The sequence below is a fragment of the Rhodopseudomonas palustris genome (assembly GCF_034479375.1).
GTDB classification, from domain to species: domain Bacteria; phylum Pseudomonadota; class Alphaproteobacteria; order Rhizobiales; family Xanthobacteraceae; genus Rhodopseudomonas; species Rhodopseudomonas palustris_M.
In genome coordinates, this window is record NZ_CP140155.1 from 3,830,504 (window position 1) to 3,857,184 (window position 26,681).

Consider the following 26,681-nt stretch of genomic DNA (forward strand, 5'->3'; position numbering starts at 1 on the left):
GAAGGACCTACAGCATCCCCGGCAGCACGCGATCCGGCGGCTTGTGGTTGTCGAGGAAGGTGCGGATGTTGATGATGACCTTCTCGCCCATCTCGACGCGGCCCTCGATGGTGGCCGAGCCCATGTGGGGCAGCAGCACCACCTTGCCGTGCTTGGCGAGGCGCACCAGCTTCGGATTGACCGCGGGCTCGTGCTCGTAGACGTCGAGGCCGGCGCCGGCGATGTCGCCGGCTTCGATCAGCCGCGTCAGCGTCTCCTCGTCGATCACCTCGCCGCGCGCGGTGTTGACGATGAAGGCGTCCTTGCGGACCAGCTTGAGGCGGCGCGCCGACAAGAGATGGAAGGTCGCGGGCGTGTGCGGACAATTCACCGAGATGATGTCCATCCGCGCCAGCATCTGGTCGAGCGAATCCCAATAGGTCGCGCCGAGCTCGTCGGCGATCCGCGGCGCCACCGGCTTGCGGTTGTGATAATGGATCTGCAGCCCGAAGGCGCGGGCGCGGCGCGCCACCGCCTGACCGATCCGGCCCATGCCGATGATGCCGAGGCGCTTGCCGCCGAGACGGCGGCCGAGCATCCAGGTCGGCGACCAGCCGGGCCATTCGCCGCCGTCGGTCAACAATGCTGCGCCCTCGATCAGCCGGCGCGGCACCGCGAGAATCAGCGCCATCGTCATGTCGGCGGTGTCTTCGGTGAGCACCTTCGGCGTGTTGGTGACGGTGATGCCGCGGGCATGCGCCGCGGCGACGTCGATATTGTCGATGCCGTTGCCGAAATTCGCGATCAGCCGCAGTTTGCAGTCGGGCTGGTTCAGCATCTCGCTGGTGATCGAATCGGTGACGGTCGGCACCAGGATGTCGGCGGTGCGCGCGGCGTCGGCGAGTTGTTCGGCCGACATCGGCTCGTCGTCGAGATTGAGCCGCGCGTCGAACAGCTCGCGCATCCGGGTTTCGATCGAGTCCGGAAGCTTGCGGGTGACGACGACCAGAGGCTTTTTCTTCACCGACATTCAACCGCTCTCTGACGAGTCTGGCGAGACTGTTTAGTCCGCATTAACCCAGCTGTTCGACACTCCCGCTGCAGCGCGACCGCAGGTGGCCAAGTCTGTTTTGGCCAAGTCCCTTCCGATCGGTCCCTTCACCACCTTGGGGTTACCGGATGCCTTCCGGCCTTCTCTAGCAGAAGACCGCGCCAAGACAAGGACCCCGGGAAACGGACCCCGGGACAGGGACCTTCGGAGCTTCACCGAAGCGGCCGCGCACATCATTCGAGTGGAGAGCGTGTCGATGAAGCTGACGAAACCGATCGCGGGATTGTTGTTCGCAGGTGCGATGGTAGGTGCGGCGGCGCCGTCATTCGCTGCGAAGGATTCGCCGCTGTCGGCCAGCGGCCTGCCGGTGCCGCGCTACGTCAGTCTCAAGTCGGATCACGTCAACGTCCGGATCGGCCCGACCAAGGACAACGACGTCGCCTGGGTCTACACCCGCGCCGGGCTGCCGGTGGAGATCACCGCCGAGTTCGAGAACTGGCGGCGGGTGCGCGATTCGGAAGGCGCCGAGGGCTGGGTGTATCACTCGCTGCTGTCCGGCCGCCGCACCGCGGTGATCACCATGAAGGACAAGGACGAGCTGGCGACGCTGTATGAAAGCGCCTCGGCCGACAGCGCGGTGGCGGCGCGGCTGCAGGCCGGCGTGGTGGCGCAGACCAAGCGCTGCGACGCGAGCTGGTGCCGCATCACCGGCCAGGGCTTCGACGGCTGGATCGAGAAGCAGCGGCTGTGGGGCGTCTATGCGGACGAGCAGGTGAAGTGAGCCGGCGACGCCGTAGCGACTTCGTAGGGTGGGCAAAGCGAAGCGTGCCCACCATCAGCATTCAAGAAATGCACTGATGGTCCGCGTGGGCACGGCGCTACACGCCTTTGCCCACCCTACGGGCTGCCGGGGACGCGAGGCTGCGACTCGCGTCGCCCTCACCCCAGCCCTCTCCCGCCCTTGCGGGGGAGGGTTGGGGTGGGGGCGCGACGGGGGTGGGAGTCGGCGTGATTCTGCACAAAGCGTAGGCACGGCGCCATGCGCCATTGCCTACCCCTACGAAGTCACTAGGACGTCACAATCACTCTGGAATAGCTCGAAACCGGCCGCTCAGAGCTTCTTGCGCAGCCGGACCACGACGTCGACGCGGGCGATTTCGTAGCCGTCCGGGACGTCCGGGGTCGAGCGCAGCGCGACGTGCTGATCCGGGATGTCGATCAGCTCGTGATTGTTCTCGAGATAGAAGTGCTGATGCGCCGACACGTTGGTGTCGAAATAGGTCTTGGTGCCGTCGACGCTGACCTGGCGCAGCAGACCGACATCGGTGAGCTGGTTGAGGGTGTTGTAGACCGTCGCCAGCGACACCGGAACCTTGGCCTGGCTGGCCTCTTCGTACAGCATTTCGGCGGTCAGATGCCGGTCGCCCTTGCTGAACAGCAGCCAGCCGAGCGCCATGCGCTGACGCGTCGGACGCAGGCCGACCGACTGCAACATCTCGTTGACGTCGTGCCAGGGGCAGCCATTGAGATGCGGCTCGACAGCATGGGCCGAGGTCACATGTTCCTCTCGCGAATATGTCGCACGCTCACCGATGTCCACGTCCGCAATCCTCTATGTCCGATCTTCTGACTATAGGAAGCATTCCAATAGGGTGCAAGCGCCTCGCAACTGGAACGCCTCGGACGTTTGACTTAAGGAGGAATACGGAGGTGCCGCTTTGACGGGTCATATGCCTATGTTAGACACCGCCGCGCACTCCCGTTGCACAAGGAACGGGCGTGCGCCGGCCGCTCGAACGACAAGGCCCGACCGGGACTGTCGCGGCCGAATTCCGGGAAACTGATAGAGGCAGAGCCGCATGCAGGACCGTCGTTCCAGCTACGATTACGAAGACCTGCTGGCCTGCGGCCGCGGCGAACTGTTCGGCGCCGGCAACGCGCAATTGCCGTTGCCGCCGATGCTGATGTTCGACCGCATCACCGAGATCAACGACAGCGGCGGCGAGCACGGCAAGGGGCTGATCCGCGCCGAGCTGGATGTGAACCCGGACCTTTGGTTCTTCGCCTGCCACTTCAAGGGCGATCCGGTGATGCCGGGCTGCCTCGGGCTGGACGCGATGTGGCAGCTTGTCGGCTTCTTCCTCGGCTGGTCCGGCGGCCTCGGCCCCGGCCGCGCGCTCGGCCTCGGCGAACTGAAATTTTCCGGCCAGGTTCAGCCGAACATCAAAAAGGTCGTGTACAACATCGACGTCAAGCGGGTGATGCGGTCCAAGCTCTGGCTCGGCATCGCCGACGGAACGATGGCGGCCGATGGCGAGATTTTCTATCGCGCCAAGGATCTGAAAGTCGGTCTGTTCAAGCAGGACGCCGCAGTTCAGCCTGCCGTCTGAGTTAACGACGACAGCATCGAAATCCGTTCGAGCCGGCACGGTTCGACCAACGACAAGCAATGAACGAGGCGAGCATGAGACGGGTTGTTGTCACGGGGATGGGGATCGTCTCATCGATCGGAAACAACACACAGGAGGTGCTGGCGAGTCTGCACGACGCCAAGTCGGGCATCTCGCGCGCCGAGAAGCACGCCGAGCTGGGGTTCCGCTCGCAGGTCCAGGGCCTGCCGTCGCTGAACCCGGCCGACGTGGTCGATCGCCGCGCGATGCGCTTCCTGGGTGAGGGCGCGGCGTGGAACCACGTCGCGATGGAACAGGCGCTGGCCGATTCCGGGCTCGAGGAAAGAGACATCTCCAATCCGCGCACCGGCATCGTGATGGGCTCGGGCGGCCCGTCGGCGCGCACCATCGTCGAGGCCGCCGACATCACGCGGACCAAGGGTCCGAAGCGGGTCGGCCCGTTCGCGGTGCCGAAGGCGATGTCGTCGACGGCGTCCGCCACGCTCGCCACCTGGTTCAAGATCAAGGGCGTCAACTACTCGATCTCCTCGGCCTGCGCGACCTCCAACCACTGCATCGGCAACGCCTACGAGCTGATCCAGTGGGGCAAGCAGGACGTGATGTTCGCCGGCGGCTGCGAGGAACTCGACTGGTCGCTGTCGGTGCTGTTCGACGCGATGGGGGCGATGAGCTCGAAATACAACGACACCCCGGCGACCGCGTCGCGGCCCTACGACGTGTCGCGCGACGGCTTCGTGATCGCCGGCGGCGCTGGCGTGCTGGTGCTCGAAGAGCTCGAACACGCCAAGGCGCGCGGCGCCAAGATCTACGGCGAGATCATCGGCTACGGCGCCACCTCGGACGGCTACGACATGGTCGCCCCCTCCGGCGAAGGCGCCGAGCGCTGCATGCAGATGGCGCTGTCGACCACCGGCGGCATCAAGATCGACTACATCAACCCGCACGCCACCTCGACCCCGGCCGGCGACCCGCCGGAGATCACGGCGCTGCGCAACGTGTTCGGCGCCGGCGACAAGTGCCCGCCGATCTCCGCCACCAAGGCGCTGACCGGGCATTCGCTCGGCGCCACCGGCGTGCAGGAGGCGATCTATTCGCTGTTGATGATGCAGAACGGCTTCATCTGCGAGAGCGCCAACATCACCGAACTCGATCCCGTGTTCGCCGACATGCCGATCGTGCGCAAGCGGATCGACAACGCCAAGCTCGGCGCGGTGCTGTCGAATTCGTTCGGCTTCGGCGGCACCAACGCGACGCTGGTGTTCAAGCGGCTGGACGCGTGATGCGATACGACTGATCTCCCCCGCTCCTGCTGGGCGGGACCCACCGCGTGCACTGAACCCTCATGGTGAGGAGGCGCCTCTTCGGCGCCGTCTCGAACCATGGGGGATGTTCTACATCTCATCCTTCGAGACGCCCGTCTCCGCCCGTCGGGCTCCGCCGGGCTCCTCAGGATGAGGGCCCTACCAGAGGAAAGCGACGAAACATGCAATCACTGATGCAGGGCAAGCGCGGCCTGATCATGGGCGTCGCCAACAATCATTCGCTCGCCTGGGGCATCGCCAAGACGCTGTCGGCGCACGGCGCCGAGCTCGCCTTCACCTATCAGGGCGACGCGCTCGGCAAGCGGGTGAAGCCGCTGGCGCAATCGCTCGACGCCGAGCTGGTGCTGCCCTGCGACGTCGAGGACATCGCCAGCGTCGACGCGGTGTTCGCGACGCTGAAGGAGAAATGGGGCGGGCTCGATTTCATCGTCCACGCCATCGGGTTTTCCGACAAGAACGAGCTGAAGGGCCGCTACGCCGACACCACGCGCGAGAACTTCTCGCGCACCATGGTGATCTCCTGCTTCTCCTTCACCGAGATCGCCAAGCGCGCCGCCGAGCTGATGCCGGAGAGCGGCGGCACGATGATCACGCTGACCTATGGCGGCTCGACCCGGGTGATGCCGAACTACAATGTGATGGGCGTGGCCAAGGCGGCGCTGGAAGCCAGCATGCGCTATCTCGCCTCCGATTACGGCCCGCGCAACATCCGCGTCAACGCGATCTCGGCCGGCCCGGTGCGGACGCTGGCCGGCGCCGGCATCGCGGATGCGCGGATGATGTTCAACTACCAGCTCCGCCACGCGCCGCTGCGGCGCACGGTGTCGATCGAGGACGTCGGCGGCTCGGCGCTGTATCTGCTGTCGGAACTGTCGAACGGCGTCACCGGCGAAGTCCACTTCGTCGATTCCGGCTACAACATCATCTCGATGCCGCAGCCCGACGCGCTCAAGACCGTCGACGAAGCCGAAACCGCCGCCGAACAGCGCGCCGCGAAGGGCGAGTAGCGCGACTCGTTGCTTCGCGTGGGCACGGCGCGCCTATGGCGCACCTTTGACCACCCTAAGCGAACACCCTGTAGGGTGGGCAAAGGCGAGTAGCGCCGTGCCCACGGCGCTACTCCCCGAAATTTCCGGACAAGTCACGAACGTCACCGCCCCACTCCGGCGGCAACAGCCCTTTCCTGCAGTAGCGATGGAAGCTGCTGTGAGGCCAATCCTGAACCCGCGCGACCAGCCCGTGCTTCACCGGATTGAAATGGATGTAGTCGATGTGACGCGCCAGATCGTTCTCGTCACGGGTCAGATGCTCCCAATAGCGCCGCTGCCAGATGCCCTTCTCCCGCTTCCGAAGCTTGCTGGCCGACGCGGGCGGCCGCACCGGAAGGCCGCGTGAAAACCCGGACTTGATCAGCATCCAGCGCGACGCAAAATCGGCATCGCCGTCGGGCAGCGACCAGATGGCGTGCAGATGGTCGGGCAGAATACAAATCGCAACGGTCTCGAAAGGACGCTGCTCACCAACGACGCGATATACCCGTCGGAGCCTGTCGATATGGCGAACGAGATCGTCGGCCGACCGGTCGGCGATCGTGACGGTGAAGAAGTACATTCCGCCAGCGACATTGGCCCGGCGATAGTACGACACGGCGTTGCGGCTCCGTCGATGCGAACAGCAGCCTACCACGCGTGGGCACGGCACGCCTATGGCGCGCCTTTGCCCACCCTACGCGAACTGCCACACCCCATCCGTCATCCTGAGGTGCGCGCCCTTGCGCGCCTCGAAGGATGAAGCGACGGGTGCAAGCGGCCATCCTTCGAGACGCTCGACTTCGCCCTCCGGGCGACGCCGAGCTCCTCAGGATGACGGCGGATGAGTTGCGGCGCGGAGCGAAAAGAACCCACCCACGCAAAAAGGGCGGCCCATAGGCCGCCCTTTCGAGATCTTGATATCAGCGGCGCTTACTTCGCGACGATGTCGAAGCGGTCGGCGTTCATCACCTTGGTCCAGGCGGCGACGAAGTCGTGGGCGAACTTCGTCTGGGCGTCGGACTGACCGTAGACTTCGGCGAGCGCGCGGAGCTGCGAGTGCGAGCCGAAGATCAGGTCGACGCGGGTGCCGGTCCAGCGCAGTTCGCCGGACTTGCGGTCGCGGCCCTCGAAGACGCCTTCGGTGGTGGCCGAGGGCGACCAGGCGGTCTTCATGTCCAAGAGGTTGACGAAGAAGTCGTTGGTCAGCTTCTCCGGCCGGTTGGTGAACACGCCGTGGGTGGTGTGGCCGACATTGCCGCCGAGCACGCGCAGCCCGCCGACCAGCGCCGTCATTTCCGGCGCCGTCAGGTTGAGCAATTGCGCGCGATCGACCAGCGCTTCTTCGGGCTGCATGAACTGATGCCGGTTGCCGATGAAGTTGCGGAAGCCGTCGGCGCGGGGCTCCAGCACCTTGAACGAGTCGGCGTCGGTCTGCTCTTCCAGCGCGTCCATCCGGCCGGGAGTGAACGGCACCTCGACCTCGGTGCCGGCATCCTTCGCCGCCTTTTCGACGGCGGCTGAGCCGCCGAGCACGATCAGGTCGGCGAGCGAGACCTTCTTGCCGTCCTTCTGCGATCCGTTGAAGTCCTTCTGGATCGCTTCGAGCTTGCCGAGCACCTGCGCCAGATCGGCCGGCTGGTTGACCTCCCAATCCTTCTGCGGCGCGAAGCGGATGCGCGCGCCATTGGCGCCGCCGCGCTTGTCGGAGTGGCGATAGGTCGAGGCCGAGGCGAACGCCGCGGAGACGAGCTGCGACACCGACAGGCCGGAGCCGAGGATCTTCGCCTTGAGATCGGCGATGTCCTTGGCGCTGACCAGCTCGTGGTCGACCGGCGGGATCGGGTCCTGCCAGATCAGATCTTCCTTCGGCACCAGCTTGCCGCGGTAGCGCACCTTCGGGCCCATGTCGCGATGGGTCAGCTTGAACCAGGCGCGGGCGAAGGCGTCGGCGAACTGATCCGGGTTCTCCAGGAAGCGCCGCGAGATCTTCTCGTAGGCCGGGTCGAAGCGCAGCGACAGGTCGGTGGTCAGCATCGTCGGCAGGCGCTTCTTGGCCGGATCGAACGGATCCGGAATATTCGCCTCGGCGCCCTTGGCCTTCCACTGCTTGGCGCCGGCCGGGCTCTTGTCGAGCTCCCATTCGAAGCCGAACAGATTCTCGAAGAAGAAGTTGCTCCACTGCGTCGGGGTCTGGGTCCAGATCACTTCCGGGCCGCCGGTGATGGCGTCGGCGCCGAAGCCGGTGCCGAACTTGCTCTTCCAGCCGAGACCCTGATCCTCGAGCGCGCCGCCTTCGGGCTCCGCGCCGATCAGCGACGGATCGCCGGCGCCGTGGGTCTTGCCGAAAGTGTGGCCGCCGGCGATCAGCGCCACGGTCTCTTCGTCGTTCATCGCCATGCGGGCGAAGGTCTCGCGGATGTCCTTGGCGGCGGCGACCGGGTCGGGATTGCCGTTCGGGCCTTCCGGATTGACGTAGATCAGGCCCATCTGCACCGCGCCGAGCGCGTCGTGCAACTGGCGCTCGCCGGAATAGCGCTCGTCGCCAAGCCAGCTTCCTTCAGGGCCCCAGAACAGCTCTTCGGGCTCCCAGGTGTCGGCACGGCCGCCGGCGAAGCCGAAGGTCTTGAAGCCCATCGACTCCAGCGCGACGTTGCCGGTCAGCACGTAGAGGTCGGCCCACGAGATCTTGTTGCCGTATTTCTGCTTGATCGGCCACAGCAGCCGGCGCGCCTTGTCGAGATTGGCGTTGTCCGGCCAGGAGTTCAGCGGCGCGAAGCGCTGCTGCCCGGCGCCGGCGCCACCACGGCCGTCGGTGGTGCGATAGGTGCCGGCCGAGTGCCAGGCCATGCGGATCATCAGGCCGCCATAGTGGCCGAAATCCGCCGGCCACCATTCCTGCGAATCGGTCATCAGCGCGTGCAGATCCTTGATCACCGCGTCGAGATCGAGGCTCTCGAATTCGCGGGCGTAGTCGAACGCCTTGCCCATCGGATCGGACAGGGTCGAATTACGATGGAGCATGTTGATGTCGAGCTGCTCCGGCCACCAGTCGCGGTTGCGATGCGCACGCGAACCGCCGCCGTGCGGGAACGGGCACTTGCCCTGATCGTCTGTCTTTGCGTCCATGTTTCTCTCCGTCGTCGCCTGCCAGTGTGTTCGCGTCGTTCGAACCCGTGATGACAGTCTGATTGATGGGCCAAGAATGCCGCGGACGCGGGGGGCCGTCCGCGGCATCTCATCCTGGGGTGATGCTGTTGTGTTGGCCGATGGCGGTCCGCTGGATCAGCGTCGCCCGGCAGGCACAGACTGGATCAGTTCTACGATCAGGTCCAGTCGAATTGATTTTACATCTCGATCAGATTATCTGATCGGCATGGTGACGCTTCGTCAGCTCCGCTATCTGTCCGCCCTCGCCCGCTTCGGCCATTTCGGCCGGGCGGCGGAATCCTGCGCCGTGACCCAGCCGGCGCTGTCGATGCAGATCGCCGATCTGGAGCGGACACTCGGCGTCAAAGTGGTCGAACGCCGGCCCGGCGAGGTGTTTCTGACCGAGATCGGCCGCGAGATCGCGCGCCGCGGCGAGGACCTGCTGACGGCGTCGCGCGATCTGGTGGATTTCGCCCGCCACCGCGCCCAGCCGCTGACCGGCCGGCTGACGCTCGGGGTGATCCCGTCGCTGGCGCCGTATCTGCTGCCGAAGCTGCTGCCGCTGCTGCAGCGGCGCTATCCCGAATTGCGGCTGGAGCTGCGCGAGAGCCAGACCCGGCAATTGGTCACCGAGGTCGGCAGCGGCGCGCTCGACGCCGCCCTGCTGGCGCTGCCGGCCGGGCATCGCGACCTCGAATCGATCGCGCTGTTCGACGACGAATTCCTGCTGGCGGTGCCGGCCGACGATCCGCGGCCCGAGACCGCGACGGTGGCGGTCGACGAGATCGACCAGTCGCGGCTGATCCTGCTCGAGGACGGCCACTGCCTGCGCGACCAGGCGCTGGCGTTCTGCGCCACCGCGCGCAACCGCGCCATCACCATCGGCGGCACCAGCACCACCACGTTCGGCGCCTCCAGCCTCACCACGGTGATCCAGATGGTCGCCGGCGGCTACGGCCTGACGCTGATTCCGCAGATCGCCGCCGAGATCGAACGCCGCGACACACGGGTGAAGTTCCTGCGGCTGCAGCGACCGCAGCCGGGCCGCACCATCGGCCTCGCCTTCCGCAAGACCTCGCCACGCCGCCGCGACTTCGAGGCGTTCGGCGAGGTGGTGAAGGAAGGGGTGGGCGGCCGCAGCAGCGTGGCGCAGCCGGTCGCCTGATCGCCATTCGGCGAACAGGACGAGCGGCGGCGGCTCAGCCGCCCGCCGCCATCGCGGCGGCTTCGGCGGCGGCGCGCTGCATGCTCGAGGACATTTCGCCGGTCACCGTGCTCTGCTCTTCGACCGCGGCGGCCGTCGAAGTGACGTATTCGCTGACGTTCTGGATCGCGGTCTTGATCTTGCCGAGCGCGCCGACCACGTCGCCGGAAATGCCGTTCAGATTCTCGATCTCGGCGCCGATCTTGTCGGTGGCCTGCTTGGCCTGATTGGCGAGGTTCTTCACCTCGGAGGCGACCACCGCGAAGCCGCGCCCGGCCTCGCCGGCGCGCGCCGATTCGATCGTCGCGTTCAGCGCCAAGAGATTGATCTGGCCGGTGATGTGGCCGATCAGTTCGACGATCCCGGTCATCGCCTGCGCGGCCTCGTTGAGCCGGTTGGCCTGGCTGTCGGCGGCGTCGACCTCGCCGACCGCGGACAGCGCCGTCTCGCGCGACTTGGTCATCGCCTCGGAGATTTCGCGCACCGACGCGTTCAGTTCCTCGGCGCCGGCGGCGACCGATTCCATCATGCCGCGCACCCGCTCGTTGCCGAGCCGGATCAGCACCTGCCGGGTGGTGTCGGTGGCGTATTTCACCACCTTGAACGGCTTGCCGTTGAGATCGAGGATCGGATTGTAGGACGCCTGGATCCAGACCTCGCGGCCGCCCTTGCCGATCCGCTTGTACTCCGCGGCCTGGTACTTACCCGCGGCGAGCTCCGCCCAGAACGTGCGATAGGCGGCGCTGTCGCGTTCGGCGGGCGCGACGAACATGCTGTGATGCTTGCCCTTGATCTCGGCCAGCGTGTAGCCCAGCGCCTGCAGGAAGTTCTCGTTGGCGACCAGCACGGTGCCGTCGATGCCGAACTCGATCACCGCCTGCGACTTGCCGATCGCATCGATCTGGCCGGCGAGGTCGGCGGTCTGGAGCTTCTGTGCGGTCACGTCGGTGGCGAATTTGACCACCTTGAACGGCCGGCCGGCGTCGTCGAGGATCGGATTGTAGGACGCGAGAATCCAGACCTCGCGACCGCCTTTGCCGATCCGCTTGTATTCGGAGGCGAGATAATCGCCGCGATTGAGCTGCGCCCAGAACTCGCGATAGGCAGCGCTGCCGCGCTCCACGGGCGTGACGAACATCGAATGATGCTTGCCCTTGATTTCGTCGAGCGTGTAGCCCATCGCGCCGAGAAACCCGGCATTGGCGTCGAGGATGGTGCCGTCGAGCGCGAATTCGATCACCGCCTGGGCGCGCCCGATCGCCGCGATCTTGCCGGCGTCTTCCAGCGCGCGCCGTTTCGCGGCCGAGATATCGGTCGCGTATTTCACCACGCAGACCGGCTCGCCGTCCTTGTCGAGCACGGGATTGTACGAGGCCTGGATCCAGATGTCGCGGCCGCCCTTGGCGATCCGCTTGAACTCACCGCTCTGGTAGTGACCGGATTTCAGATCGGCCCAGAACCGGCGATAGGCGTCGCTCTTGGCCTCCTGCGGATCGATGAACATGCTGTGATGCTTGCCCTTGATCTCGTCGAGCGAGTAGCCGAGCGCCGCGAGGAAGTTCTCGTTCGCATTCAGCACGACGCCGTCCAGACTGAACTCGATCATCGCCTGGGAACGATTGAGCGCGTCCAGAACCGCTGCGGAGGACGCGGCATTGCCGGAGCGCTTGAAGAAGGACAACATCGGGAGACCCTTTGTGAGAGCAGGACCGCGAGATGGACCATCGCGCTGCATCGAGCAAGCACGACCGCGACCTGCGGCACTACCATCGCGTCGATGACTTAACGATCGCCTAGCCCCAAAAAGGGACTACTGCTCAATTGTCGCCTCGCCGATTTCATCGAACGAAATAATCGCCGCGCTGCACGCGATTAGTTAGCCGGGACTACTCAACTCAGGGATGCGCTCCGGCCGGTGCGCCGCCGACCGCTGCGGATCGCAGCACGGGCGAAGACGCGCGTATCCATCGCATCCGCCGCACTACTCCGCGCGACGGTGGGGAACCGCGCGGGAGGTCGCGTTAACTCCAAAGTCGGACTTTGCAAGCGTGGCGTGTATCGCGCGACCGGCGCCGAGCCGAGCCGAGCCGCCGCTCCTGTGAGAAAGTGACGCACCCGACCATTGCGGTCGCAGAGTGAAGTAATACCAGCGTGCATGAAGCAAGCGCTGATCGACTCATGAGTTCCAATGTCGGTTGTTTTGGCTTTCGCGAGCGACGGCCCGCGCCGGGCGGCTCGCCGAGAACCGCCCACCTCGGCGCAGAGACGGACGCGACACCCGGATTCGGCCGGAATGTCGCCTCCGATCCGCGTCGGAACTCAGACGCCGAGCGTGCCGGCCTTGGCGGCGGCGTAGCGCTCGCCGACCTTGTTCCAGTTCACCGTGTTCCACCACGCCTTGAGATAGTCGGCGCGGCGATTCTGGTAATTGAGGTAGTACGCGTGTTCCCAGACGTCGTTGCCGAGCAGCACGCGCTTGCCGTCCATCAGCGGCGTGTCCTGATTCGGCCGGGCCTCGATCGCCAGCTTGCCGTCCTTGCCCACCGTGACGAACACCCAGCCGGAACCGAACTGCTTGCCGCCGGCGGCGTTGAAGGCGGCCTGGAACTTGTCCATGCCGCCGAGGTCGCGATCGATCGCGGCCGCGACCTCGCCGGACGGCTTGCCGCCGTTCGGGCCCATGATCTGCCAGAACATGGTGTGATTGGCGTGGCCGCCGAGATTGTTGCGGACGCCGGTGCGGATCGCCTCGGGCACATCGCCGAGATTGCCGAGCACGTCCGGCACCGACATCTGCGCCAGCTTCGGGTGGTCCTTGGCGAAGCCGTTCATGTTGCTGACGTAGCCCTGGTGATGCTTGCCGTGGTGGATCTCCATGGTCTTCGCGTCGATATGCGGCTCCAGCGCCGCGGCCGGATAGGGCAGCGGCGGCAGCGTGAACGGACCGGCCGGCGTGGCGGCGGCCTGCGCGAACGCCCCGCGCGGCGCCGCCATGGCGGCGGCGGCGAATCCGGTGGCGGCCATCATTAGATGGCGACGGGACAGCATGGACATGATTTCCTCCAGTTCGGCTTCAGGGCGTGCACGTCGTCTACGCCCGCCGGGGACCGCAGTTTCTGACCAAACTGCGACTTGGCTGCGGCGGAGTAGCGCAGCGCGTGACGATGTCCTGCGTGATGACCGCACGAGGCGCGGTGCGCCGCGTCCGCTTGCGCCCCCTGCCCCGGGGCGTGACGCCGGAGCTGCCGGCCTCAGAAATGATAGGCGAGCGTCAGCGAGCCGTAATCCGAATACGCCCGCGTCTGCGTGGTGTATTCGCGCGACCGGCGAATCCAGCTCAGCGAGGCCAGGAAGCCGGCCTGATTGAAGATTTCGGCGCCGGCCACGAGGTCGTAGACGAAGGCTTCGCGCGTAACGTGGAGGCCGCTGCTGAAGGTGTTGCCGTCGAGAAAGATGTTGCGGGCGACGCCGCGCGCCTGCACGCCGCCGAACAGCGAGAAGCCCCAGAACGGCGCGGCGGTATCCGGGCTGACGAAATTCGCGCCCGACACGCCGGGACGAATCAGCGTCGGCCCCCAGGTCGTCGACAGCGCGCGACCGAACCGGACGATCGCGCCGGCTTCGCCATAGGTGAAGACGTTGCCGGCCGTCAGGCCGACCGACGGGATGATGTCGGCGCCGAATCCGTTGCCGAACTCGGTGCCGAACTTCCAGCGCCGGTCCCACGCCACCAGCACGCCTGGCTCGTTGCGGAGTTCGTAGCCGTTGATGACGGGCTTGGCCTGATTGAGCAGGCTGTGGAAGCTCGACTGCACCGCCTCCGCCAGCGACGCGCGCCCGCCGACGGCGCCGACCTGAACCTCGAACGAATCGAGCTGACGGCGACCCGTCTCCTGCGCGACGCTGAAGCCGGTGTAGAGCCAGCCGCCGAACGGACGGTCGACGCCCGGCATGTAGGTGCCCCTGGTATCACGGTCCGGCGTGTAGATGTTCTGCGCGAGCGCGATCCATTCGAACTGCTGCTTCACCGAGCCGCCCGGCGCGCCGTAAGTCACCAGCGCAGGACGGACCAGATCGAACACCTGCCCGGCGAGCAGATCGCGCGAGAAATTATCGAACACGAAGGAGAGCCGGAAGCCGGACGTGTAGTCCCGGTCGGTATCGGCTACCGTATCGTTCTCGCCGATCAGCACCGCGCGCTGCGCCAACGCACCCTGCGAGAGCAGCGTCGCGATCGCGACCGTGGCGAGCCTGGCAATCCAACGGCGCATGAGTGATCTCGCGGGAACGTTCGGCGATTATCGGGGCAGAACCCCCGCTCCGCAAGGTCGGCTTGATGCCTGCCGACAACTTAGCGGTGTACTGCCGACATTCGTGTCGCGACGGACACAGCGCGCGCGATTTGTTCCACCGACTGCGGCTCTTCCTGGGTCGAAAAGGGGCGGCCTGTGCGACCGCCCCTGATCACTGGGCAGTCATGCTGCCCATTCGAGTCGCAGTTTGCGCGGCGGCGGCTCATCATCGCCGTCGCCCCATGCGCGGCCGCCGGCGGACGGGGCGGCGGCCCTGATCGCAAGGGCCAAGCAGGCTCCGTTCTGCTGCGACGCCGGAAACGACGAAGGGCGGCCTCGCGGCCGCCCTTCGGGAACTACTCGCGAGGCCCAAGCGGGCCTGCAGCGGACGAACTACTCGCCGGCGGCCTGGGCCGGGGCTTCGCCTTCGGCCTTCTGCTTGGCCTCGAGGTCTTCGCCGGTCTCCTGATCGACCACGCGCATCGACAGCCGGGTCTTGCCGCGGTCGTCGAAGCCGAGCAGCTTGACCTTGACCTTGTCGCCTTCCTTGACGACGTCGGAGGTCTTCTGCACCCGGCCGGAGGCGAGCTGGCTGATATGCACCAGGCCGTCCTTGGCACCGAAGAAGTTCACGAAGGCGCCGAACTCCATCACCTTCACGACGGTGCCCTCGTAGATCTCGCCGACTTCCGGATCGGAGGCGATCGACTTGATCCACTTGATGGCAGCCTTGATCGACTCGCCATCGCTGGAGGCGACCTTGACGGTGCCGTCGTCCTCGATGTTGACCTTGGCGCCGGTCTTCTCGACGATCTCGCGGATCACCTTGCCGCCGGTGCCGATCACTTCACGGATCTTGTCGGTCGGGATCTTGAAGGTCTCGATCCGCGGCGCGTGTTCGCCGAGCTCGGCGCGGGCGCGGTCGAGCGCCTTGGACATCTCACCCAGGATGTGGATGCGGCCGTCCTTGGCCTGGCCGAGCGCGACCTTCATGATCTCCTCGGTGATGCCGGCGATCTTGATGTCCATCTGCAGGGAGGTGATGCCCTGATCGGTGCCGGCGACCTTGAAGTCCATGTCGCCGAGATGATCTTCATCGCCGAGAATGTCGGAGAGCACCGCGAAGCGCTCGCCTTCCAGGATCAGGCCCATCGCGATGCCCGCGGTCGGCCGCTTCAGCGGCACACCGGCGTCCATCAGCGCCAGCGAGGCGCCGCACACCGACGCCATCGAGGACGAGCCGTTCGACTCGGTGATCTCGGAGACGACGCGGATGGTGTAGGGGAACTCGTGATGCGGCGGCAGCACCGGACGGATCGCGCGCCACGCCAGCTTGCCGTGGCCGATCTCGCGGCGCTTGGTACCACCGAGGCGGCCGGTCTCGCCGACCGAGTAGGGAGGGAAGTTGTAGTGCAGCAGGAACGTCTCTTTGTACGTACCTGCCAGCGAATCGACGTACTGCTCGTCTTCGCCGGTGCCGAGCGTGGTGACCACCAGCGCCTGGGTCTCACCGCGGGTGAACAGCGCCGAACCGTGGGCGCGCGGCAGCACGCCGGCTTCGGCGATGATGCTGCGGACGGTCTTGCTGTCACGGCCGTCGATGCGCTTGCCGGTGTCGAGGATGTTCCAGCGAACGATCTTGGCCTCGAGCTCCTTGAACACGCCGCCGATACGCTGCTTGTCGTATTTCGGCTCTTCGCCTTCCGGGAAGAAATGCGCGATCGCCTTTTCCTTGACCTTGCCGACCGCGGCGTAGCGCTCCTGCTTGACGGGAATCGCGTAGGCGGCGCGCAGCTCCTGCTCGACCAGGCCGAGCATTTCCTTCTCGATCGCCGAATCGTCGACGACGGTGAGTTCGCGCGGCTCCTTGGCGGCTTTCTCGGCGAGCTCGATGATCGCGTCGATCACGGGCTGGAAGTGACGGTGACCGAACATCACCGCGCCGAGCATGATTTCTTCCGACAGCTCCTTGGCTTCGGATTCGACCATCAGCACCGCGTCCGAGGTGCCGGCGACGACCAGCTCGAGCTGGGTCTCGGGCATCTCGTCGAGCACCGGGTTGAGCACGTATTCGTCGTTGATGAAGCCGACGCGGGCGGCGCCGATCGGACCCTTGAACGGCGCGCCGGACAGCGTCAGCGCTGCCGAGGCGGCGACCATCGCCAGAATGTCCGGATCGTTCTCCATGTCGTGCGACAGCACGGTGACGATCACCTGGGTCTCGTTGCGCCAGCCGTCGGCGAACAGCGGACGGATCGGGCGGTCGATCAGGCGGGAGACCAGCGTCTCCTTCTCGGTCGGACGGCCTTCGCGCTTGAAGTAACCGCCGGGAATGCGACCGGCCGCGTAGGTCTTTTCCTGGTAGTCCACGGTCAGCGGCAGGAAGTCGACGCCTTCGCGCGGCGTCTTGGCGGCGACCACGGTGGCGAGCACGATGGTCTCGCCATAGGTGGCGACGACGGCGCCGTCGGCCTGGCGCGCGACCTTGCCGGTCTCGAGCTTGAGGGGACGCCCACCCCAATCGATTTCGACGGAATGCTTATTGAACATCGGGTGTCTCTTTCATCGTTTTCCGCGACGACCGGACGCCAGATACCAAAAGACCATGCGCAAGATTGCGGGACGCTGGCGACCCGAAGGTGCGAGCAGCGTCCGGCGATCCTGCCATGGTCTCGAGGTGGAAAATGGCGTTCAGTCCTCCCGGGTGCGGGCGGCGGGACCTTCGAGGTCCTCGGCCCACGGGGCGGGCCTGATCGGCCCGTTGACGGCCCAGCCGCCGGATGCGGCTGAGCAAACACACAGGCGAACTCAGAGCGCCTGTGTGGACGGTTCGGCCGGACGCGGCGGGCGGCAGCGGCGATCCGCTGCCGTGCCTCGCCCGGCGGACGCGGCTTCGATCAGCGACGGATGCCGTGCTTTTCGAGCAGCGCCTTGTAACGCGCCTCGTCCTTCTTCTTGACGTAGTCGAGAAGCGAACGGCGCGTCGACACCAGCTTCAACAGCCCGCGACGCGAGTGATTGTCCTTGGTGTGGGTCTTGAAGTGCGCGGTGAGGTTGGCGATGCGTTCCGACAGGATCGCGACCTGAACCTCGGGCGAGCCGGTATCGCCGGCCTTGTTGGCATTGCCTTGGATGACTTCCGCTTTGCGTTCTGCGGTAATCGACATCGTCAGTTACTTTCCTTAAGCGCCGAACTGGCGGTCAGCCCGGTGAGGTTGAACACACGCTTGGGGATGAGTTCGCCATTGCCGAGCTCGGCGAGGGCCAAAAGACGGCCTGCCACCGTGACATAGACTGTGCCGCTAGTATTGGGCGCATCCCGTCCGCGCAACAAAACGGCCTGGCCCCGGTGGAGCCTTGCCGCATCAGCCCGTGTGACGGCCAGTGCCGGGATGTCGTCCAGCGCGGTCTCAACGGGCAAAAGCGCGTCGGCGAGGCTACCCTCGCCCGACGCGGCTCTATCGCACAAAGCCTGCAGTTGTTCCAGCGGAATCATGTCCGCCTCGTCGAACGGCCCGACCAGGGTCCGGCGCAGCGCGCAGATATGGCCGTAGCAGCCGAGCAGCCGGCCGATGTCGCGCGCCAGCGCCCGCACATAGGTTCCCTTGCCGCATTCGGCCTCGAACACCGATTTTCCGCTATCGTCATGTTCGACAAGGGTTAATTCGTGGATTTCGACGGGCCGGGGAACCAGCGGGACGATTTCGCCGTCGCGCGCCATGTCGTAGGCGCGCTCGCCGGCGATCTTGATGGCGGAATATTGCGGCGGGGTCTGCTCGATCAGGCCGGTGAAGCGCGGCAGCAGCGCCCGGATCGCCTCGGGGGTGGGGCGGACGTCGCTGGTCTGCGTCACCTTGCCTTCGGTGTCGTCGGTGTCGCGCTCCTCGCCCCACGCCACGGTGAAGCGGTAGCGCTTGCGGCCGTCCATCACGAACGGCACCGTCTTGGTGGCTTCGCCCATCGCGATCGGCAAGCCCCCGGAGGCGAGCGGATCGAGCGTGCCGGCATGGCCGGCGCGCTTGGCCGAGAACAGCCGCTTCACCACCGCTACCGCATGGGTCGAGGTCATGCCGATCGGCTTGTCGAGCACCACCCAGCCGTGGACGTCGCGCTTGTCGCGGCGCGGCTGCTTGTTGTTGCCGCCACCGTCCTTGCCGCGGGCATTGTTGCGCTGGTCGTTGTTGCGCGGATCGTTGTTGTCGCGCGGCTTGCGGGCGTGCGCGGACGAGGCGTCGTCGCCGCCGTCGTGCTGCACATCGTGCGGAGCGAGCGTGGCGCCTGGGGTGGTCACAGTCATCAATTCTGGTCCGAATCGGGTTCGAGGTCTTTCTGCACCGCGGGCGTGCGGAGCAGCTTTTCGATCCGCTCGGCTTCGGCGAAACGCTCGTCGATGCGGAAGCGAAGATCGGGGGCGTATTTGAGGTTGACGCGGCGGGCGACCTCGCCGCGCAGGAAGCGCTTGTGCTGTTCGAGCGCCGCCAGCACCAGCTTCTCGTCCTTGCCGCCCAGCGGCATCACATAGACGGTGGCGAGCTTGAGGTCGGGCGACATCCGCACTTCGGGCACGGTGATCAGATGGGTCTCCAGCACCGGGTCGTGCACGCCACCCTGGCTGAGGATATCGGCGACCGCATGGCGCACCAGTTCGCCGACGCGCAGCTTGCGCGGCGAGGCGCTCTGGCCGGTCTTCTTCTCGTTGCGCGGCATTGATGGTCTCTCAAAACTGCCGTCATGCCCGCGCTTGTCGCGGGCATCCACGTCCTTGATGCGGAAAAGGAAGACGTGGATGGCCGGGTCAAGCCCGGCCATGACGCCTCATTTCTAAAGCTCAGTACTCGACTGTAAGACTTGGACTTACAGCGAGCGCTGGATGGTCTCGACGCGGTAGCACTCGATGACGTCGCCGGCACGCATGTCGGTGTAGTTCTCGAACGCCATGCCGCATTCCTGGCCCGACTGCACTTCCTTCACTTCGTCCTTGAAGCGCTTCAGGGTCGACAGCTTGCCCTCGTGAACCACGACGTTGTCGCGGATCAGGCGGACATTGGCGCCGCGCTCGACGGTGCCGTCGGTGACGCGGCAACCGGCGACCTTGCCGACCTTGGAGATGTTGAAGATCTCCAGGATCTGCGCGTTGCCGAGCATGGTCTCGCGCAGGGTCGGCGCGAGCAGGCCGCTCATCGCCTTCTTAATATCATCCACGAGGTCGTAGATGATGTTGTAGTAGCGGATCTCGATGCCGTTGCGCTTGGCGGCCGCGGCCGCTTCCTTGTTGGCGCGGACCGAGAAGCCGAGGATGACGGCGCTGAAGCCTTCGGCCAGCGTGACGTCGCTCTCCGAGATGCCGCCGACGCCGGCATGCAGGATGCGCGCGGCGACCTCGTCGGTGCCGAGCTTCTCCAGCGAGCCGAGGATCGCTTCGAGCGAGCCCTGCACGTCCGCCTTGACGATCAGCGGGAAGTCCTTGCGGCCGGTGGTCTTGAGCTGGCTCATCATCTGCTCGAGCGAGCCGCGCATGCCGACGATGGAGGCGGCCTTCTCGCGCTTCTGATGCGCACGATAGCTGGTGACCTGGCGGGCGCGGGCTTCGTTCTCGACCACGGCGAGACGATCGCCGGCCTCGGGCGGGCCGTTGAAGCCGAGCACTTCGACCGGAACCGAGGGACCGGCGGAGTCCACGGTGTCGCCCTGATCGGAGATCAGCGCGCGGACGCGGCCCATCTCGGCGCCGGCGACGATGATGTCGCCGACCTTGAGGGTGCCGCGCTGGACCAGCACAGTGGCGACCGGACCGCGGCCGCGATCGAGCTTGGCCTCGATCACGGTGCCTTCGGCCGGACGCTGCTCGTTGGTCTTGAGGTCGAGCAGTTCGGCCTGCAGCGCGATCATCTCGAGCAGCTTGTCGAGATTGGTCTTGTTCTTGGCCGAGACCTCGACATCGACGACGTCGCCGCCGAGCGATTCGACCTGGACGTTGTATTGCAGCAGCTCGGTGCGGACCCGTTCCGGCTTCGCGTCCGGCTTGTCGATCTTGTTGATCGCCACGATGATCGGAACGTTCGCCGCCTTGGCGTGATTGATCGCCTCGATGGTCTGCGGCATCACGCCGTCGTCGGCGGCGACCACCAGAACCACGATGTCGGTGACCTTGGCGCCACGGGCGCGCATCGCGGTGAACGCGGCGTGGCCCGGGGTGTCGATGAAGGTGATCTTCTTGCCGCTCTCCGGCGAGGTCACCTGATAGGCGCCGATATGCTGGGTGATGCCGCCGGCTTCGCCGGACACCACATTGGCGTGGCGCAGCGCGTCGAGCAGCGAGGTCTTGCCGTGGTCGACGTGGCCCATCACGGTCACCACCGGCGAACGCGGCTCGGTGTCGGTGGAATTGTCGACGACGTCGAACAGGCCTTCTTCAACGTCCGACGCGGCGACGCGCTTGACGGTGTGGCCGAGTTCTTCGGCGATCAGTTGCGCGGTATCGGCGTCGATCACGTCGTTGATCTTGTGCATCGCGCCCTGCTTCATCAGCAGCCGGATCACATCCACCGCCCGCTCCGACATGCAGTTGGCGAGTTCCTGGATGGAAATGGCTTCGGGGACGATGACTTCGCGCACCAGCTTTTCTTTCGGCTCGTTCGAGGCGTGGCCCTTGAGGCGCTGGGTGCGGCGGCGGAACGAGGCGATCGAACGCTCGCGGACGTCGTCGGCGTTGAGCGCGGTGACCAGCGTCAGGCGGCCGCGCTGCTTCGACGCGCCGGGCTTGGCGGCGGGCTGCTTCGGCGGGGGCGCCGGACGGGCGGGACCGCCGCCGGGACCGCGGCGAACCATCCGCGGCGCCTCGTCGTCGTCACCGGCTTCGGCGGCGACCGCTGGCGGGCGGGTGGTCGTGGTGGTGACGGGCGCGCGCGGCGCCGTCGTGGCGGCGCCAGCGGCCGGGCGGCCGCCGTCGGCCGGCTTCCGCGCGGCGGGCTCGGTCTCGCCGAAGCGCTTCTTGGCTTCGGTTTCGGCCTTGCGCTTGGTTTCTTCCTCGTTGCGGTGACGCTCTTCCTCGGCCTTGCGGCGGGCCTCGGCGGCTTCGCGCTCGGCCTTGTCGACGACTTCCTGCGCGGCGCGGCGCTGCGCCTCGATCTCGGCCTGGCGGCGCTCCTCGACCTCGCGGACGCGGGCGTCGGCGAGCGCGGTGGCGCGGGCGCTGCGTTCGTCCTCGGTCAGGGTCCTGAGCACCATGCCGCTACGCGCCTGCTGCTGCGGCGACGGGCGGGGCTGCTGCCGGGGCGACGGCGCGGCCGGCGCGGGTGCGGGGGCGGGCTTCTTGGCGACTTCGGGCGCTGCCGGCTCGGGCGCGCCGTCGCCGCCGATGCGCCGCTTGCCGCGCTTCTCGACCACCACCTGCTTGCTACGGCCGTGGCTGAAGCTCTGGCGCACGACGCCCTGCTCGACGCGCGGCTTGAGCGTCAAGGTCTTGGACGGCATCGACAGAGTCTTGTCGCCAGGAGTTTTCGTATCAACCATTCAGTCGTCCCAATCTCTCAACGTTGTGCGCGTTCGCACAGACCTCATCAGCAGCGTCGTCAGCGGCGTCTTCGTCAGCGGCGTTGGCGTCAGCGGGGCTGTCGTCAGCAGCGTCGTTCGGCGTCTTGTTCGGCGGTCCTGCAATCACCGCAGTGCCATTGCCGTCGTCCGCCAGCCGGTATCGGACCAGAATCTGGCAGCGCGACAGGAATGTCCGTCCGGCCGGGCCCGCAAGCAGCGCAGCATGTATCACATTTGACCGCCCCAATGCCAAATCCAATTCTTCGGAATTGAGCACCGTAATGACGGGAAATTCCCGCGAGACGGTCGCATCGCCGTCAATCTGCCGGGAAAGCGCGCCGAGCTTGCGGATTCCGTCGGCCGCGCCGTCGGCGGCGTGCAGCATCGCCACCGCCTCGCCGGCCTTCAGCGCCGAACCGACCTTGCCGAAACCCGACACCACCTGACGGGCCTTGGCGGCGATCGCCAGCGCGTCGCAGACCGATTGCACCAACAGCCGCTCGATGTCGGCCGCCAGCGTCGGGGCGACCTTGACGTCGCGCTTGAAACCCTTGGCGAACGCCTTGCGGCGGACCGCCTGCTCGACCATCGCTCGCGACCCGGTGACCCAGAGGCCGCGGCCGGGCAGCTTGCGCTTCAGATCCGCCACCACCTCGCCGGTGGGCGCGACCACGAAGCGGATCAGTTCGTCGATCGGCCGGACCTGCCGCGTGACCGCGCACATCCGCTCGGTCGCGGACTTTTGGGTCCGCGGTCCGTCGTCGAGATCTGCAGCATCGGCGGCAGCGAGCATTCGGTCGATCGGCCTTTCATGTCTCGAAACGCTTGGGTTCGGATCGCGAAGCCACGGCGGTTACTCCGCCTCCGCTTCGATCTCCGCACCGGCGTCCTCGCCCTTGGTGCTGGCGAGTTCTTCCTCGGTGATCCAGCCGGCCTTGACGCGGGCCTGCATGATCATGTCTTCGGCCTCGTCGCGCGTCACGCCCTCGACGCCGTCGAGAATGCCGGCGAACTTCACCGGCTCGGCGCCTTCCTTGCGCTCGGTCCAGCCGACCAGATCGTCGGTGGCGCAGCCGGCCAGATCCTCGACCGTCTTGACGTCGCCCTCGCCGAGCTTGACCAGGATCTTCGACGTCACGCCGGGGACCTCCTTGAGGGCGTCCTCGACGCCGAGTTCCAGCCGTCGCGCTTCCATTTCCGTCTCCACCCGATCGAGATATTCGCTGGCGCGAGCCTGCAGTTCGGTCGCGGTTTCCTCGTCGAAACCTTCGATCGACGCCAGTTCGCGAATATCGACCAGCGCCAGTTCCTCGACCGAGGTGAAACCTTCCGAGGCGAGCAACTGGCCGACCACTTCGTCGACGTTCAGCGCTTCCATGAACACCCGGGTCGAATTCTCGAAATCGGCCTGGCGGCGCTCGGATTCCTCGGTCTCGGTCAGGATGTCGATGTCCCAGCCGGTGAGCTGCGAGGCCAGACGAACGTTCTGGCCGCGGCGGCCGATCGCAAGGGATAATTGGTTATTGGTGTCCGGAACGACAACCTCGATGCGCTCGCGATCTTCGTCGATCACGACTTTCGAGACTTCGGCCGGCGCCAGCGCGTTGACCACGAAGGTGGCGATGTCGGGCGACCACGGGATGATGTCGATCTTCTCGCCCTGCAGCTCGTTGACGACCGCCTGGACGCGCGAGCCGCGCATGCCGACGCAGGCGCCGACCGGATCGACCGAGGAATCCCGCGACACCACGCCGATCTTGGCGCGCGAGCCCGGATCGCGGGCGACCGCCTTGATCTCGACGATGCCGTCGTAGATTTCCGGCACTTCCTGGGCGAACAGCTTGGCCATGAACTGCGGATGGGTGCGCGACAGGAAGATCTGCGGGCCGCGGGTCTCGCGGCGGACGTCGAAGATGTAGGCGCGGACGCGGTCGCCGTTGCGGAAGGATTCGCGCGGCAGCATCTCGTCGCGGCGGACGATCGCCTCGCCGCGGCCGAGATCGACGATCACGCTGCCGTATTCGACGCGCTTGACGACGCCGTTGACGATGTCGCCGATGCGGTCCTTGAACTCCATGTATTGCCGGTCGCGCTCGGCCTCGCGCACCTTCTGGACGATCACCTGCTTGGCCGACTGCGCGGCGATGCGGCCGTATTCCAGCGGCGGCAGGGTGTCGGCGATGGTGTCGCCGACCATCGCGCCGGGATTGGCGCGCTGCGCGTCCTTCAGCGAGATCTGGTTGGCGGCGTTCTCGACCTGGTCGACCACCAGCATGTGGCGCGACAGCCGCAGCTCGCCCTTCTTGGCGTCGATCTCGGCGTGGACGTCGGTCTCCGAGCCGTAGCGGGCGCGCGCCGCTTTCGCGATCGCGTCTTCCATCGCGGCGATCACGATGCCGCGGTCGATCGATTTCTCCCGCGCCACCGCGTCGGCGATCTGCAGCAATTCAAGCTTGTTGGCGCTGACGGCCATGGTCAGTCTCCCTCGGACAGGTCGGTGTCGCCACGCCGCGACCTGTCGGCGGCGAGGCGATGTTGCTTGGTGTTCTTCGGCTTCGGCTTGGCATCCGCCTTGACGGGCGGCTTGGGCTTCGGCTTCGGCGCGTTGCTCTTTTTCGGATCGCTGCGCTTGGCATGCGGCGGCGGCGGCGGCGCGAGCCCGAGGCTCTGCTTCAGCTCGCGTTCGGCCTGCTTGCCGCGGCGCATCGATTCGGCGATCAATTCGTCGGTCAGCACCAGCCTTGCGTCGCCGATGTCGTGCATCGGCAGCAGCACCAGCGGGTCCTCGTCTTTGACGCCCTCGCGCTGGATCCGGATCGCGTCGCCCTCGACGCCGTCGAGCAGGCCGCGATAGCGCTTGCGGCCCTGATGCGGCACAGCCATCTCGATCTTGACCAGATGGCCGCTGTAGCGGGCGAAATCCGAGCGCCGCACCAGCGGACGGTCGATTCCGGGCGAGGAAATCTCCAGCCGGTAGGCCTTCTCGATCGGGTCGGTGACGTCGAGCACCGGCGACAGCGCCTTGGACACCGCCTCGCAATCCTCGATCAGCATGGTGCCGTCAGGCCGCTCGGCCATGATCTGCACGGTGCAGCCGGATTCGCCCGACACCTTGATCCGCACCAGCCGATAGCCCATCGCCTGAAGCACCGGCTCGGCGACCGCGCCGAACCGCGCAGCGACGCCGGGCTCGACCACCAGGCGCGGCTCGTCCAGCAAATCGGGGGCGACGGAATCGGCGATGGGATCGGTCATATCCGGGTCGATCGAGCTTTGGCGGTCAGGTTGGGGCAGTCTCGGCGCTTTCCAATGGTGTCAGCGGCAATCCGGAGGTTCGGTCCGGCGATACGTTTCGGGTCTCGAAGATACGATCGGGTAATAAAAAAGAGCGGGTCCCGGGGGGCCCACTCTCGATACGCGCTCGTATGAGAATTTCTGAGTGACGCTGATATAGCGGTTTTCCGGCCGACCGGCAAGGGCCGCCGGCCACGGCCCGCCGTACCGTGGAACCGCGCCGGGCGGCGCACGGCGGTTCGGGCCGTGCCTGCCGGCCTGTCGAACCCGCGCAGGCCAGGGCGATCGGCTATGAAAGTTCGCGCTCGCGACGCGCATCACCCTCCCCTGGAGGGGGAGGGTCGCTCGCGTCAGCGAGCGGGGTGGGGTGGCGAAGAGTTCATCCGCCGTGCACGTGGCTCACCCCACCCCGTCACGCATCCCGCACAGCGGGCTGCGTGCCGACCCTCCCCCTCCAGGGGAGGGTGAAGAGAGCCGGTGCAATAGCCGCGATCGATATGCGATCACCCCCGCCTGCGCGGGGACGACTCGTTTCGGGCGGCGGTCGCGTATCAGGCGGCGAGCCTGCGGAAACGCAGATAGGCGGCGCGGCGGCCTTCGCGTTCGGCTTTGCGGCCGTAGCGCGTCATCGTGTAGTCCGGCCACGGCTTGCGCCAGTCGTCGGCGCGCTCGGCGGTCCAGTCGAAATCCGGCGCACGCAGCAGATGCGCCAGCGTCCACGCATTGTAGCTGTCGATGTCGCTGACGAAGCGGAATTCGCCGCCGTCGCTCAGCGCCCGCGCCATCGCGCCGACCATCGCGTCCTGCACGAAGCGCCGCTTCCAGTGCCGCCGCTTCGGCCACGGATCCGGATGAATGAGATCGATCCGCTTCAACGCCCCGGCCGGAACCCACGCCATCAGCGCCGCCGCATCGCCGGCGAACAGGCGGATGTTGCGGATGTTCTCCTGTTCGATCCGCGCCAGGATCTTGGCCATGCCGTTGACATAGGGCTCGGCGCCGATGAACCCGGTCGACGGATGCGCCAGCGCCTCGGCGATCAGATGCTCGCCGCCGCCGAACCCGATCTCCAGCCGCACCGCCTCGACCGGCGGATCGAACAGCTCGACCAGCGAATCCGGCGCGGGCCGGTCGATGTCGAGCGCCAGATGCGGCAGCAGATTGTCCACCAGATCGGCCTGATGCGCGCGAAGCTTGTGGCCCTTGCGTCGCCCGAAGAACGAGCCCTGAGGATGAACCGGTTCATTCATGTCGATGAGCTCTTTTCAGGAATGCACCCGCGATGCGCCGCCGGCTGAACAACGCGATCAATAACGACCACTGGCCGGCTCGCTTTACGTGCAGAACTGGAATTAGTTCAACCCGAAAAATGCAACCGCCGCGATCCGCCGCACTGAATTATTAGTTCAGCGCGAGG

Annotated in this window: 21 protein-coding genes; 5 read left to right on the top strand and 16 right to left on the bottom strand. The window is 66.4% G+C overall.

Going from position 1 to position 26,681, the window contains the following annotated elements; all coding sequences use genetic code 11:
- Positions 1–7: 7 nt before the first annotated feature.
- Positions 8–1,009: a D-glycerate dehydrogenase gene (locus SR870_RS17260; RefSeq protein WP_322514767.1), complete on the bottom strand. Its 1,002-nt coding sequence runs from the start codon at positions 1,007–1,009 to the stop codon at positions 8–10.
- A 322-nt stretch (positions 1,010–1,331) separates the two neighbouring features.
- Here SR870_RS17260 and SR870_RS17265 point away from each other — a divergent pair, with 322 nt between their 5' ends.
- Complete coding sequence (locus tag SR870_RS17265; protein ID WP_416221171.1) at positions 1,332–1,811, top strand: SH3 domain-containing protein; 480 nt, start codon at positions 1,332–1,334, stop codon at positions 1,809–1,811.
- Positions 1,812–2,141: 330 nt separating this feature from the next.
- Here the strand turns inward: SR870_RS17265 and irrA are convergent, their stop codons facing one another.
- Positions 2,142–2,588 carry an iron response transcriptional regulator IrrA gene (gene irrA / locus SR870_RS17270; protein WP_322514769.1) on the bottom strand — a complete coding sequence of 149 codons (447 nt, stop codon included), beginning with the start codon at positions 2,586–2,588 and terminating at the stop codon, positions 2,142–2,144.
- Between the two features lie 301 nt (positions 2,589–2,889).
- Here irrA and fabA point away from each other — a divergent pair, with 301 nt between their 5' ends.
- The 3 genes from fabA (at position 2,890) to fabI (ending at position 5,770) form a co-directional block, all read left to right on the top strand.
- Positions 2,890–3,420 carry a 3-hydroxyacyl-[acyl-carrier-protein] dehydratase FabA gene (gene fabA / locus SR870_RS17275; protein WP_322514770.1) on the top strand — a complete coding sequence of 177 codons (531 nt, stop codon included), beginning with the start codon at positions 2,890–2,892 and terminating at the stop codon, positions 3,418–3,420.
- Between the two features lie 74 nt (positions 3,421–3,494).
- Positions 3,495–4,721, top strand: a complete 1,227-nt coding sequence (gene fabB / locus SR870_RS17280) for a beta-ketoacyl-ACP synthase I (protein ID WP_322514771.1) — start codon at positions 3,495–3,497, stop codon at positions 4,719–4,721.
- A 203-nt stretch (positions 4,722–4,924) separates the two neighbouring features.
- Positions 4,925–5,770, top strand: coding sequence for an enoyl-ACP reductase FabI (gene fabI / locus SR870_RS17285; protein WP_322514772.1), 846 nt, complete (start codon positions 4,925–4,927; stop codon positions 5,768–5,770).
- A gap of 109 nt (positions 5,771–5,879) precedes the next feature.
- Here fabI and SR870_RS17290 read toward each other — a convergent pair whose 3' ends face one another.
- Entirely contained in the window at positions 5,880–6,410 is a 531-nt protein-coding gene (locus tag SR870_RS17290) for an REP-associated tyrosine transposase (protein ID WP_322514773.1), read from the bottom strand.
- A 314-nt stretch (positions 6,411–6,724) separates the two neighbouring features.
- The gene (gene katG / locus SR870_RS17295; protein ID WP_322514774.1) at positions 6,725–8,920 is read right to left on the bottom strand and encodes a catalase/peroxidase HPI; all 2,196 of its coding nucleotides are present in this window, start codon (positions 8,918–8,920) and stop codon (positions 6,725–6,727) included.
- 247 nt (positions 8,921–9,167) lie between these two features.
- On the opposite strand from katG, the gene SR870_RS17300 reads away from it, so the two are divergent.
- On the top strand, positions 9,168–10,106 hold the full coding sequence (locus SR870_RS17300) for a LysR substrate-binding domain-containing protein (protein WP_322514775.1): 939 nt from the start codon (positions 9,168–9,170) through the stop codon (positions 10,104–10,106).
- Positions 10,107–10,140: 34 nt separating this feature from the next.
- Here the strand turns inward: SR870_RS17300 and SR870_RS17305 are convergent, their stop codons facing one another.
- The 12 genes from SR870_RS17305 to SR870_RS17360 form a co-directional block, all read right to left on the bottom strand.
- On the bottom strand, positions 10,141–11,829 hold the full coding sequence (locus SR870_RS17305; RefSeq protein WP_322514776.1) for a PAS domain-containing methyl-accepting chemotaxis protein: 1,689 nt from the start codon (positions 11,827–11,829) through the stop codon (positions 10,141–10,143).
- Between the two features lie 635 nt (positions 11,830–12,464).
- Positions 12,465–13,199: a superoxide dismutase gene (locus SR870_RS17310; RefSeq protein ID WP_322514777.1), complete on the bottom strand. Its 735-nt coding sequence runs from the start codon at positions 13,197–13,199 to the stop codon at positions 12,465–12,467.
- 197 nt (positions 13,200–13,396) lie between these two features.
- Positions 13,397–14,416, bottom strand: a complete 1,020-nt coding sequence (locus SR870_RS17315; protein ID WP_322514778.1) for a lipid A deacylase LpxR family protein — start codon at positions 14,414–14,416, stop codon at positions 13,397–13,399.
- A 414-nt stretch (positions 14,417–14,830) separates the two neighbouring features.
- Entirely contained in the window at positions 14,831–16,987 is a 2,157-nt protein-coding gene (gene pnp / locus SR870_RS17320; RefSeq protein ID WP_322514779.1) for a polyribonucleotide nucleotidyltransferase, read from the bottom strand.
- Positions 16,988–17,334: 347 nt separating this feature from the next.
- Positions 17,335–17,604, bottom strand: a complete 270-nt coding sequence (rpsO, locus tag SR870_RS17325) for a 30S ribosomal protein S15 (protein ID WP_322514780.1) — start codon at positions 17,602–17,604, stop codon at positions 17,335–17,337.
- A gap of 2 nt (positions 17,605–17,606) precedes the next feature.
- Complete coding sequence (gene truB, locus SR870_RS17330; protein WP_322514781.1) at positions 17,607–18,734, bottom strand: tRNA pseudouridine(55) synthase TruB; 1,128 nt, start codon at positions 18,732–18,734, stop codon at positions 17,607–17,609.
- The gene (rbfA, locus tag SR870_RS17335; protein ID WP_322518291.1) at positions 18,734–19,144 is read right to left on the bottom strand and encodes a 30S ribosome-binding factor RbfA; all 411 of its coding nucleotides are present in this window, start codon (positions 19,142–19,144) and stop codon (positions 18,734–18,736) included. Before rbfA ends, truB begins: the two co-directional genes overlap by 1 nt.
- Before the next feature lie 147 nt (positions 19,145–19,291).
- On the bottom strand, positions 19,292–21,949 hold the full coding sequence (gene infB / locus SR870_RS17340; RefSeq protein ID WP_322514782.1) for a translation initiation factor IF-2: 2,658 nt from the start codon (positions 21,947–21,949) through the stop codon (positions 19,292–19,294).
- Entirely contained in the window at positions 21,942–22,763 is an 822-nt protein-coding gene (locus tag SR870_RS17345; protein ID WP_322514783.1) for an RNA-binding protein, read from the bottom strand. The genes infB and SR870_RS17345 overlap by 8 nt, the downstream gene beginning before the upstream one ends.
- 60 nt (positions 22,764–22,823) lie before the next feature.
- A complete protein-coding gene (gene nusA, locus SR870_RS17350; protein ID WP_322514784.1) occupies positions 22,824–24,443 on the bottom strand; it encodes a transcription termination factor NusA in 1,620 nt (539 codons plus the stop codon).
- A 2-nt stretch (positions 24,444–24,445) separates the two neighbouring features.
- Positions 24,446–25,225 (bottom strand): ribosome maturation factor RimP, encoded by a 780-nt coding sequence (gene rimP, locus SR870_RS17355; RefSeq protein WP_322514785.1) that lies wholly within the window; start codon positions 25,223–25,225, stop codon positions 24,446–24,448.
- A gap of 590 nt (positions 25,226–25,815) precedes the next feature.
- On the bottom strand, positions 25,816–26,514 hold the full coding sequence (locus SR870_RS17360; RefSeq protein ID WP_322514786.1) for a tRNA (guanine(46)-N(7))-methyltransferase TrmB: 699 nt from the start codon (positions 26,512–26,514) through the stop codon (positions 25,816–25,818).
- Between the last annotated feature and the right edge of the window lie 167 nt (positions 26,515–26,681).